This window comes from Gordonia sp. GN26 (assembly GCF_054823965.1).
The window spans coordinates 81,006-92,627 of sequence record NZ_JSYC01000006.1; the positions used below are offsets into that span (position 1 = coordinate 81,006).

Annotated in this window: 10 protein-coding genes; 7 read left to right on the forward strand and 3 right to left on the reverse strand. The window is 66.9% G+C overall.

The window, feature by feature from the left end:
- Window positions 1-3 precede the first annotated feature (3 nt).
- Window positions 4-837: a galactan export ABC transporter ATP-binding subunit Wzt/RfbE gene (wzt, locus tag OK17_RS01410; protein ID WP_006867119.1), complete on the forward strand. Its 834-nt coding sequence runs from the start codon at window positions 4-6 to the stop codon at window positions 835-837.
- On the forward strand, window positions 837-1,754 hold the full coding sequence (gene glfT1, locus OK17_RS01415; protein ID WP_006867118.1) for a galactofuranosyltransferase GlfT1: 918 nt from the start codon (window positions 837-839) through the stop codon (window positions 1,752-1,754). The genes wzt and glfT1 overlap by 1 nt, the downstream gene beginning before the upstream one ends.
- Before the next feature lie 63 nt (window positions 1,755-1,817).
- On the opposite strand, the gene OK17_RS01420 is transcribed toward glfT1, so the two are convergent.
- Complete coding sequence (locus OK17_RS01420; RefSeq protein ID WP_461416452.1) at window positions 1,818-3,227, reverse strand: DHA2 family efflux MFS transporter permease subunit; 1,410 nt, start codon at window positions 3,225-3,227, stop codon at window positions 1,818-1,820.
- Window positions 3,224-4,051 (reverse strand): acyl-CoA thioesterase, encoded by an 828-nt coding sequence (locus OK17_RS01425; protein ID WP_461416460.1) that lies wholly within the window; start codon window positions 4,049-4,051, stop codon window positions 3,224-3,226. Before OK17_RS01425 ends, OK17_RS01420 begins: the two co-directional genes overlap by 4 nt.
- A gap of 54 nt (window positions 4,052-4,105) precedes the next feature.
- On the opposite strand from OK17_RS01425, the gene OK17_RS01430 reads away from it, so the two are divergent.
- From OK17_RS01430 to OK17_RS01450, 5 genes are all read left to right on the forward strand, one after another.
- Window positions 4,106-4,624, forward strand: coding sequence for a winged helix-turn-helix transcriptional regulator (locus tag OK17_RS01430; protein WP_461416453.1), 519 nt, complete (start codon window positions 4,106-4,108; stop codon window positions 4,622-4,624).
- 51 nt (window positions 4,625-4,675) lie between these two features.
- Complete coding sequence (locus OK17_RS01435; RefSeq protein ID WP_461416454.1) at window positions 4,676-5,554, forward strand: TIGR03619 family F420-dependent LLM class oxidoreductase; 879 nt, start codon at window positions 4,676-4,678, stop codon at window positions 5,552-5,554.
- Between the two features lie 203 nt (window positions 5,555-5,757).
- On the forward strand, window positions 5,758-7,311 hold the full coding sequence (locus tag OK17_RS01440) for an ABC transporter substrate-binding protein (protein ID WP_461416455.1): 1,554 nt from the start codon (window positions 5,758-5,760) through the stop codon (window positions 7,309-7,311).
- 1 nt (window position 7,312) lies between these two features.
- Window positions 7,313-8,278 (forward strand): ABC transporter permease, encoded by a 966-nt coding sequence (locus OK17_RS01445; protein ID WP_232717460.1) that lies wholly within the window; start codon window positions 7,313-7,315, stop codon window positions 8,276-8,278.
- Entirely contained in the window at window positions 8,275-10,857 is a 2,583-nt protein-coding gene (locus OK17_RS01450) for a dipeptide ABC transporter ATP-binding protein (protein WP_461416456.1), read from the forward strand. Before OK17_RS01445 ends, OK17_RS01450 begins: the two co-directional genes overlap by 4 nt.
- A gap of 60 nt (window positions 10,858-10,917) precedes the next feature.
- Here the strand turns inward: OK17_RS01450 and OK17_RS01455 are convergent, their stop codons facing one another.
- Complete coding sequence (locus OK17_RS01455; RefSeq protein ID WP_461416457.1) at window positions 10,918-11,436, reverse strand: GtrA family protein; 519 nt, start codon at window positions 11,434-11,436, stop codon at window positions 10,918-10,920.
- Window positions 11,437-11,622 lie beyond the last annotated feature (186 nt).

Genomic DNA, 11,622 nt, shown 5'->3' on the forward strand with positions numbered 1-11,622 from the left:
CTGATGGCCAAGAACAACAACCTCGGGGACAACCGGGTCCGCGTCGACACGTGGGATGCCTGCGTCGACTTCCCGATCTTCGACGCCAAGACGCGTTCGCTGAAGAAGTCCGTCCTCGGCGCCGCCGGCGGTGTCATCGGCTCCAACGCGTCGAATGTCGTGGTCGTCGAGGCGCTCAAGGACATCAACCTGCACCTCAAGCACGGCGACCGCATCGGTCTCGTCGGCCACAACGGCGCCGGGAAGTCGACGCTGCTGCGTCTGCTGTCGGGTATCTACGAGCCCACCCGTGGTGCGTGCCGGGTGCAGGGACGCGTGGCCCCGGTCTTCGACCTCGGTGTCGGCATGGACCCCGAGATCTCGGGCTACGAGAACATCATCATCCGCGGCATGTTCCTGGGCATGACCCGCAAGGAGATGCTGAAGAAGATCGACGACATCGCGGAGTTCACCGAACTCGGCGACTACCTGCAGATGCCGCTGCGGACTTACTCCACCGGTATGCGCGTGCGCATCGCACTCGGCGTGGTGACGTCGATCGATCCGGAGGTCCTGATCCTCGACGAGGGCATCGGCGCCGTCGACGCCGACTTCATGAAGAAGGCCCGCGGCCGTCTGCAGGCGCTCGTCGAACGCTCCGGAATCCTGGTCTTCGCCAGCCACTCCAACGAGTTCCTCGCCCAGCTATGCGATCGCGCGCTGTGGATCGACCACGGCCAGATCCGCATGGACGGTGGCATCGAAGAGGTCGTCGAGGCCTACGAGGGCCCGGGCGCCGCAGCCCACGTCCGCAAGGTGATCGCCCAGGTCAAGGCCGACTCGGAGGGTACGGCCTAGTGGTACAGGCCCGGCCCGAGAAGGTGATCGCGGTGGTGGTGACCCACCGTCGCGTCGAACTGCTTGCCGAGTCGTTGAAGGTGGTGTCCGGTCAGGACCGGCCCGTCGACCACCTCATCGTCGTCGACAACGCCGACGAACCCGAGGTCGCCGAACTCGTTGCCGCCCAGCCTGTTCCCACCACGTACCTGGGGTCGCAGCGCAACCTCGGCGGCGCAGGCGGTTTCGCGCTGGGCATGCTGCATGCGCTCGCTCTCGGTGCCGATTGGGTCTGGTGCGCCGACGACGACGGCCGGCCCGACGGATCGTCGGTGCTGTCGACGCTGCTCGACTGCGCGAAGCGTCACGATCTCGACGAGGTGTCGCCGGTGGTCGCCAACCTCGACGACCCGGACACCCTTGCGTTCCCTCTGCGGCGGGGACTCGTGTGGCGGCGTAAGCGTTCTGAGCTGTTTGCCGACGGTGAAGCGCAGTCTGATGACCTGCTGCCCGGCATCGCGTCGCTGTTCAACGGCGCGCTGTTCTCTGCCGAGTGCCTCGAGCAGGTCGGCGTCCCCGACCTGCGGTTGTTCTTCCGCGGCGACGAGGTCGAGGTGCACCGACGCCTGGTGCGGTCCGGTGTGAAGTTCGGTACCTGCCTGCGCGCGGGCTACCTTCATCCGGACGGTTCCGCGGAGTTCCGCCCGATCCTGGGCGGCCGCATGCACACCCAGTACCCGGACAACGACACCAAGCGCTACTTCACCTACCGCAACCGCGGCTACCTCATGAGCCAGCCCGGGATGCGCAAGCTGCTCCCCCAGGAGTACGCCCGCTTCGGCTGGTTCTTCCTTGTCCAGCAACGAGATCCGAAGGCGTTCGCCGAGTGGGTGCGGTTGCGCGGGCTGGGTCGTCGGGAGCGCTTCACGCGGCCCTGAACTGGTAGCGAATTCGCTGCGGCAGTTGGTTCCGAATACCGGAACCAACTGCCGCAACTCTTTTCAGCGCCCGGCGCGCGGGGTCATGCCGAGCGCGGCGACGCCGCCGACCACCCCGATGGCGGCGAGGACCCACCACGCCGACACGTAGGCGTCGTGGACGTCGTCGTAGAGCACCGCGGTCCCGACGATCGCGACGAACAGGCTGACTCCCAATGACATTCCGATCTGTCGGCTCATGCTGACCACCGCACTGCCGGTCGCCGCCTGATGGGCGGGTAGATCTGCCGTCGCCGAGGACAGGATGGACGGCATCGCGAAGCCGACACCGATACCGCCGATGAGCCAGCCGGGCAGCATCTCGGTCGCGAAGTCCGGGCTGGCGTCGACCGACAGCGCGACCATCGCGACGCCGACGGCGAAGAGGACGCACCCCACCGCCACCAGCACTCCCACCGGAACCCGCGTACTCAGGCGGTCGGCAACCGCGGCGAAGACCGGGACCATGAGAGGCCCGGTGGACACGGCCAGCCCGGTGGTGATCGCCGAGAATCCCCAGACCTGTTGCAACCAGAGAACATTGGCAAGCAAGGCACCGGCGAACGGGATCGAGAAGAGCAACATCGCCACATTGGCGTAGGAGAAGGTCCGAACCCGCAACAGCGCCGGGTCGATGACCGGCTCGGCATGGCGTCGGGAACTGACGACGAATCCCGCGAACGCCACCAGCGCCACAATCCACGCGCCGACGATGCGGGAGTCCGACCAGCCCCAGTCACTGCCCTGCACCAGGCCAAGAGTCAACGCACCCACCGACACGACGAGCAGGCCGGCGCCAAGAGCATCGGGAAACGCTGTCACAGAGTCGTTTCGGGAGCGGACGAGGATGAACGCACCCGCCACGAGAGCCGCGATCCCCACCGGGATGTTCACCAGGAACACCCACCGCCACGACGCCTCGACCAACATGCCGCCCACGGCGGGACCGAAAGCGGCGGCGAGCGCTCCGGTGGCCGCCCAGATCTTCACACCACGCGCACGACGCTCCGGTGGCAGCGTCGACACCACGAGCCCGAGGCTTGCCGGCGTCAGGATCGCTGCACCCACGGCCTGCAGCCCGCGGAACGCGACCAGCCACCAGACTCCCTGTGCTGCAGCACAGGCTGCACTGGCGACGGTGAAGAGTGCGAGACCCAGGAGGAATCCACCCTTGCGTCCATAACGGTCGACGATCCGACCTGCCGGAACGAGCAATGCCGCATAGAGAATCGCGTACGCGTTGAGAATCCACGACATCGCGGACAGGCCGGCACCGCCGAAGTCGGCGCTCATGTCGTCGAACGCGACGTTGACGATGAACACGTCCAGGCTGGCCATGAACGCGGCGCCGGACAAGATGAGAAGCGTGAACCCGGGTCGGGCCGAAGTCGGCGGCCCTGCAGGCGAATCGATTTCGGTGCGTGTGGAGGTCATCGGGCCGACCACCCCACGACGCGGCGGCTCTGCCGGGCGGAGGCGAGGAGCCGACCGTTGCGGTCACGGAGGGTGGTGTCGTCGACGGACCAGCCGCCCGACGTGGAGATGTTGCGGGTGTGCACGAGGATCGGCGCGGGTTCGGGATCGTCGAGCGGTGCGGTGATGTGCATCGAGAAGGCGACGGTGGGGATGGCCAGCGGTGCGGTCAGCGTGGGGAAGACGGCCGGAGGTAGACAGTCGGCCAGCAGGCCGAGGTAGGCCGCGTCGAGTGCCATGGGGGTGCGCGTGGAGATCCACGCACGCATCCACGAGTCGGCGGAGCCGGTCAGCGGCAGTGGGCCGTCGACCGGGCGGAGGTCGAGGTGACCGCCCATGGGAACGATCTCCGGCGGGATGTTGAACTTGGCGAGCCCCTCCGGACCCGGCACGGCCGCCGCGATGTCGACGATGTCGTCGTGAGCGGCGTCGCCGACCCGCCCCGTCGTCACCGAAGCGATCGCGATCGCCCCGGCTCCCTGCGTGACGGCCACGTCGATGATCCGCGTGTGCCGACCGACCTCCCGGACCGATGGCGTCAGGATGAGTTCGCCGCCGGCCGGTTTGCCGACGAACCGCAGGTCCACCGCGCGAACCGACGCCCCTGGCACGGCATCGGCCGCGACGTGTACGGCGAGCGCGACGATCGCCCCACCGAATGGACCCGACCAGCCCCACCAGCTTTGGTCGATGGTGGCCGCCCACCTCCCAGAACCAACCGGCAATGCCCCGAATTCTTCCACCAGACCGTTGACAGCGTCCCGCTGCCTGCTGAGTTGTTTCATGAAACTCATGCAAGCAGGTTGAGTTGCTTCACGCAACCCACTATGGTCGAGGCCATGCGTCGCGCTTCCTTCACCGACATGAACTGCTCCGTCGCCCAGAGCCTGGAGATCGTCGGCGAGTGGTGGACCCTGCTCATCGTTCGCGACGCCCTGTTCGGCGTGACGCGGTTCGACGAGTTCTCGACGCGACTCGGCATCGCCCGCAACGTCCTGACCCAGCGCCTGGACACCCTCGTCGAGCACGGGGTGATGACCAAGGAGCCCTACCAGGGCAACCCGGTCCGCTACGACTACCGCCTCACCGACAAGGGTCGCGATCTGTGGACGGTAGTCACCGCGCTGCGCCAGTGGGGCGACAAGTGGACCACCGGCGACGGCGCACCGGTGGAGTCGGTGCACTCCTGCGGCAACGCGATGACCGTCGAACCTCACTGCTCGGCCTGCGGCGAGCAGGTCGACCTGGCGGACGTCCGCGTGCGACCGGGGCCGGGCGCACGGGAGAACAACCCACTTTCCGGGTTGCCGCGCTGGCTTCCACCTGCGTCGATGCCGGAATCTTCCCGCGCAAACTAGAACGTGTTCTACTGTGGGGAGAGTTCCGTCTGGACGTCCTTGAGGAGCAAGATGCGGTTCACTTTCGCCGAGGCCATGACCGACCCGTCGTACTACGCGCCGCTCGCGCAGGCCGCGGAGAAAGCGGGGTACGCCGGTTTCACCATCCCCGACTCGCTCGCCTATCCCGAGGAATCGGACGCCAAGTATCCGTACACGCCCGACGGCAACCGCGAGTTCCTCGACGGCAAGGCGTTCATCGAGACCTTCATCCAGGCCGCGGCACTCGGTGCGGTCACCTCGACCATCCGTTTCACCCCGTTCGTGCTCAAACTCCCTGTTCGCCCGCCGGCGCTGGTCGCCAAGCAGGCCAGCTCGGTCGCCTACCTCACCGGTAACCGCCTCGCACTCGGCGTCGGCACGAGCCCGTGGCCCGAGGACTACGACTTCATGGGTGTCGACTTCCGTCGGCGCGGCAAGCGGATGGACGAGTGCATGGACATCATCCGTGGCCTCACCACAGGCGAGTACTTCGAGTTCCACGGCGAGTTCTACGACATCCCGAAGATCAAGATGACGCCCGCTCCCACCGAGCCGATCCCGCTGCTCGTCGGCGGTCACGCCGATGCCGCGCTGAAACGGGCGGTGATCCGTGGCGACGGTTGGATGCACGGCGGTGGCCCGCACGAAGAACTCGACACCCTCCTCGATCGGATCAACGAGATCCGCAAGGCCGAGGGCAAGACGAACGACCCCTTCGAGATCCATGTGATCTCGACGGACGCCTACACGGTCGACGGATGTAAGCGACTGGAGGACAAGGGGATCACCGACGTGATCGTCGGCTTCCGTCTGCCCTACGTGAAGGGCGACGACACCGAGCCACTGCAGAAGAAGATCGATCATCTGAACTGGTACGCGGACAACGTGATCGCGAAGGTCAACGGCTGATCCGGTTGACTGTCAACCGAATTCGCCACCGAACCTGATCCCACCACCGCCGAACCGGCACGGTTGCACGGGTCCCACACCTGGGGCAGACTGCAGAACACGGACGATGCAGACCCCAGGTGTGAGCGATCACCGGGTGGGAGGACAGCGATGACCGATTCACCCGGTGGGTCGGCCTCGTGGTCGGGGCAGGGGCCGGTCGGGTGAGGGGTCGATCTCGCCTGAGCAGGCGTACCTTCTTCAGGGCCGCGGGGGTCACCGGTACGGCGCTTCTCGGTGCCTCGGCACTCGCCGCGTGCGGCGGGTCGTCGACGTCGCCGAACACGTTGCGCGTGGCCATCGCCGGCGAACCCGACCAGCTCGATCCCCAGAAATCCAGTTCGTACTTCACGTTCGAGGTACTCGAGAACGTCTTCGACACCCTCGTCGAACCCGACGAGAACCTGCAGATGCAGCCGGCTCTCGCCGAGAGTTGGGAGGTCAGTCCCGACGCCCGGCAGTGGACGTTCCTGCTGCGGCCCGACGTCACCTTCCACAACGGCGACCCCCTCACCGCCGCCGACGTGGAGTTCTCGTTCCGACGCATCCTCGATGAGGAACTGTCCAACGCCTGGAAACTCGAGGCCATCGAATCGATCACCGCGCTCGACGACCGGCGCGTGCAGTTCACCGTCCGCGAGCCCACCCCGAACTTGCTGACCAACATCGGCGGCTTCAAGGGATTGGCGATCGTCAACCGGCGCAACGTCGACTCCGGTGAGATCGCCACGAAACCCGTGGGGACCGGACCGTTCTCGTTCGTCTCCCGCTCCCCCGGCGCCTCGATCGTGCTGAAGTCCAACCCCGACTACTGGGGTGGTCCGCCGGCCATCGACGGCGTGAACTACAGCTTCATCTCGCAGGGCACGACTGCGGTGTCGGCGCTGCGCTCCGGTGAGATCGATTGGACGGACGCGATTCCCGCACAGCAGCTGAGCATCCTGTCCCGGGACGACACGCTCGAGGTCGGCACCGTCACGGCGAACGACTACTGGTACGTCACGATGAACTTCGACGCCAAGCCGTTCGAGGACACCCGGGTACGTCAGGCCGTCGCCTACGCCATCGACCGCCCGTCGATCGCGCAGGTGGTCGGATACGGCACCGCCACACCCAACGAGCTCGCGATCCCCCCGACCAGCCCGTGGTTCGCTCCTTACGACCGCTACACCGCGGGCCTCGACCGCGCCCAGGCCGTCGACAAAGCGAAAAGCCTGCTGCGCGAGGCCGGTATCACGTCGATGGACATGCGGCTCATGGTCACCACCGAGTATCCCGAGACCGTGACCGCGGCACAGGTCATCGCGTCGAATCTCGCCGACGTCGGGATCGACGTCAAGATCGAACAACTCGATTTCGGCGCCTGGCTCGACCGTCAGGCCGCCGGCGACTTCGACGCCCTCCTGCTCGGTTGGCTCGGCAACATCGATCCCGACGACTTCTACTACGCCCAGCATCATTCGAAGGGGACGTCGAACTCGCAGAAGTACTCCAACCCACAGGTCGATGCGCTGCTCGACCGGGGTCGCACCGAACTCGACGTCGAGACCCGCAAGGGCATCTACGCCGACGCCGCCGGTCGGATAGCCGACGACGTGAGTTACCTGTACCTCTACAACCCGTCTGCCACGCAGGCGTTTTCGAAGGAACTCCACGGGTACACGGTCCGGTCCGACAAAGCCGTCCGGTTCCGGTCCGCCCGGCTGGAGAGGAGCTGACGTGACCGCGCTCCGTTCACCGCTGCTGCGCTTCATCCTCATCCGGCTCGCCTACACCGTCGCCGTGCTGCTCGGCGTGATCGTCGCGGTCTTCTTCCTCATCCAGATCGTGCCCGGCGACCCGGTCCGCATCGCGCTCGGCACGCGGTACACGCCGGAATCGTATGAGGCGCTGCGCAGTGCCTCCGGCCTGGACCAGCCACTGGCGAGCCAATTGTTCGCCTATGTCGGCAACGCTTTCACCGGCGACCTCGGGGTGAGCTTCCGCAACAGCGAACCGGTCACGACCATGCTGTTCGACCGCCTGCCCGCCACCATCACGCTCGCCTTAGCCGCCATCGTGGTGGCCCTGCTCATCGCGATCCCGCTGGGGTCGTGGGCGGCTCTCCGCGAAGGTCGCATGGCCGACAACGTCATTCGCGTCATCAGCCAGTTCGGCATCTCGGTCCCGGACTTCTGGATGGGCATCCTGCTGATCGGTCTCTTCTCGACCGCGCTCGGCTGGCTGCCGTCGGCGGGGTACCAGCCGTTCGCCGACGGCCCGCTCGGCTGGTTCGAGCATCTCGTCCTGCCCGCGGTGACGGTCGGGGTCGTGACCGGCGCGATCATGACGCGGTACGTGCGGTCGTCCGTGCTCGAAGTGGTGAACACGCCGTTCGTCACGACGGCCGAGTCAAAGGGTTTGAGCAAGAAGAAGATCATGCTCGACCACGTGGGGCGCAACGCACTGGTTCCCGTTCTCACCATCTCCGGCATCCAGTTCGCCGGACTGCTCGGTGGCGTCATCGTCGTGGAGGTCGTGTTCGCCTGGCCGGGTCTGGGACTGCTGGTCTACGACTCGGTCGCGGCCCGCGACTACCCGGTGCTGCAGGGCGCCATCCTGCTGATCGCGGTGATCTTCCTGCTCGTGAACCTCGTCGTGGACATCCTCTACGCCGTCATCGACCCGAGGATCCGGTTGTCATGACCCCCACCGCACCCGAAACCCCCGCGGCCACGGACTCGGCCTGGCGACTGCTGCTCCGCAACCGGGCGTCGGTCGCGGGACTGGTCATCATCGCGGTGGTCATCCTCGCCGCGATCCTCGGACCGCTCATCGCGCCCTACGGCGCCAACGCGATCGACGTGCCGAACGCACTGCAGGCACCGAGCTGGTCGCATCTGTTCGGCACCGACGACCTCGGCCGCGACGTCTTCTCCCGGGTCGTGCTCGCGGCGTCGGTGAGCCTGCGGGTCGCGGTGATCGCCGTGGCGATCTCGCTGACCGTCGGCGTGATCCTGGGCATGGTCGCGGGATTCGCCGGTGGGGTACTCGACACCGCGCTCATGCGCATCGTCGACGTGGTGTTCTCGTTCCCTGTGCTCCTCCTGGCACTGGCGATCGTCGCGGTGCTCGGACCCGGTGTCACGTCGGCGATGATCGCCATCGGCGTCGTCTACATCCCGATCTTCGCCCGCGTCGCCCGCGCCGACACCCTGCGGGTGCGGCAGACCCAGTACGTGCAGTCGGCCCGGACGATGGGCGTGCGCACCTCCCGCATCCTGTTCAGCCATGTGCTGCCGAACATCTCGGGACCGGTCATCGTGCAGACCTCGATCTCCCTCGCGTTCGCCATCCTGTCGGAGGCGGCACTGTCCTTCCTGGGGCTCGGTGTGCAGCCGCCCGACCCGTCGTGGGGCCGGATGCTCTTCGATGCCCAGGGCTTCATCACCACCGCCTGGTGGATGGGCGTCTTCCCGGGCCTCGCGATCCTGTTCACCGTGTTCGCGTTCAACCTGATCGGCGACGGGGTGCGCGACGTGCTCGATCCGCGACAGCGCACACTGCTGCGCAACCGCGGACACGACCGCGGGTCCGCGACCGTTGCGACGGCGAAGCCGAAGCCGGCACGCGCCGTCGCCGAGGACACGGTGCTCGATGTGGAGGACCTCATCGTCGGGGTCGGGCCACGAGAGATCGTGCACGGCATCAGTTTCACGGTCGCACGCGGCGAGACCCTCGGCATCGTCGGCGAGAGCGGATCGGGGAAATCGCTGAGCGTGCTGTCGGCGACCGGCCTGTTCGACGCCCCCAGCGCCTACGTCCGAGGATCTGCTCGACTCGGCGAGACCGAGATCGTCGGTGCCACCCCGTCGACGCTGCGTGCCCTCCACGGGACGAAGGTCGGGTTCGTCTTCCAGGACCCGTCGTCGAGCCTCAATCCGTTGCTCACCATCGAACAGCAACTCACCGAGGGACCCCGCCGACACCTCGGCCTCAACCGCGCCCAGGCACACGACCGCGCGCTCCAACTGCTGCGCGACGTGAACCTGCCCGATCCCGAAAGCCGTTTGCGCGCATACCCGCACCAGCTGTCGGGCGGCCAGCGCCAACGCGTGATGATCGCCATCGCCCTCGCCTGCGACCCCGAGCTGCTCATCGCCGACGAGGCGACCACCGCCCTCGACGTGACCACACAGGCACAGATCATCGACCTCGTCGCCGACCTACAGCGCAAACGCGGGATGGCGGTGATCTGGATCAGTCACGATCTCGGGGTGATCGGCCGGATCGCGGACCGCGTGATGGTCATGCGTTCGGGTCGCATCGTCGAAAGCCGGAAGGTGGCAGCACTCTTCGACGACCCGCAGGACGAGTACAGCCAGAAGCTCCTCGACTCGCGGCCGCTGTTGAGCAAGGTCGAGGACCGGGACGCCGGCGTGGGACCGGCGAAGGACGTCGCCGAGAAGCCGGTGCTGCAGGTACGCGGGCTCGGCGTCGAGTACGTGGTGCGCGGACCGACGGGTCGGCACGTGGTGCATGCGATCGACGGGGTGGATCTCGAGGTGGCACGCGGCCGGACCCTCGGCATCGTCGGCGAGTCGGGGTCGGGGAAGTCCACGGTCGCAGGCGTTGTGACCGGACTGATCACCTCCGGCCAGGGAACGACGGTGACGGGCAGCGTCACCGTCTCCGTCGACGGGCGCGAGGTCGAGGCGGTGGGCGTCCGCGGTGCCGACGAGGCGCTGCTCCGACGCCGGGTCGCGATGGTGTTCCAGGACCCGACTGCGTCACTCGATCCGCGGATGACGGTCGCCGCGTCGATCGCCGAGCCGCTCCGCGCACACGGACTGACGTCCGGACGCGACGAGATGCGGAGTCGTGCGCAGCAATTGCTCGACGACGTCAGCCTCGACGCGTCCTTCCTCGGCCGCTATCCGCACGAGCTGTCCGGCGGACAGCGGCAGCGCGTCTGCATCGCGCGTGCGTTGGCCTCCGAACCGGAGATCCTCATCCTCGACGAGTCGACGGCATCTCTCGACGTGTCGGTGCAGGCAGGCGTCCTCGACCTGCTGCGCGGCCTCCAGCGCGACAAGGGGCTGACCTTCCTGTTCATCGCGCACGACCTCGCCGTCGTCGAGCAGATCAGCGACACCGTCGCGGTGATGCAGAACGGCAGGGTCGTCGAGACCGGTCCGGCGTCGCGGATCCTGCATGATCCCGAAACCGACTACACCCGCAGTCTTCTCGCGGCCATTCCCCCGGAGGTTCCGCAGCGGGCGTGAGCCACCCGCGCAGCGCCGCCTCTGCGGCGCGGAACCCTCCCCGAACGAGCGGCGAAGCGATCAGCGGATCTTGAAGATGACCGCCCGCTGGACCACGAAGTTGATGACCGTCGCGGTGCCCTGCGCGATGACGAAGGCGATCGCCGAGTAGAGGGCGGTCTTCTCCCACAACGACGACAACCAGCTGTACAGACCCACGTTGACCGCGAACGTGACCAGATAGAGAAGCACGACCGCGATGAAGCGGGCGGCGCTCGGCTCCGCGCGGAAGGTCCAGCGGCGGTTGATCAGGTACGCGACCGTGGTACCGAGGATGAAGCCGAGTGCCTTGGCGACCCAGTCCGGGGTTCCGACGATGTACTGCATGAACAGCGTCAGCCCGAAGTCGAGGACCGCCGACCCGGCACCGGTGACGATGAAGCGGATCAGCTGCGTCTTGAGGTCGACGTCGGTCGACGCCTCTTCGTCGTCGAAGGGCAACTCGATCGGCATCGGCGCATGCCGCGTCGTGAAGTCCTCGTGATGATGGGGAGGCACTTCACCTGCGGGATCATGGTTGCCGGAGTCAGGTCGAGACACGCTGACACCCTAGCTCGTTTCGATACGACCCCTCCGCAAGCTCCGGGGTCTACTCAACGATCAGGGGATACGGCTCGTCCGCAAGCTCCGGGGTCTACTCAACGAACAGGGGATACGACCCCTCCGCAAGCTCCGGGATCTACTCAACGAACAGGAGATACGGCTCGTCGCAAGCTCCTCGCCTAC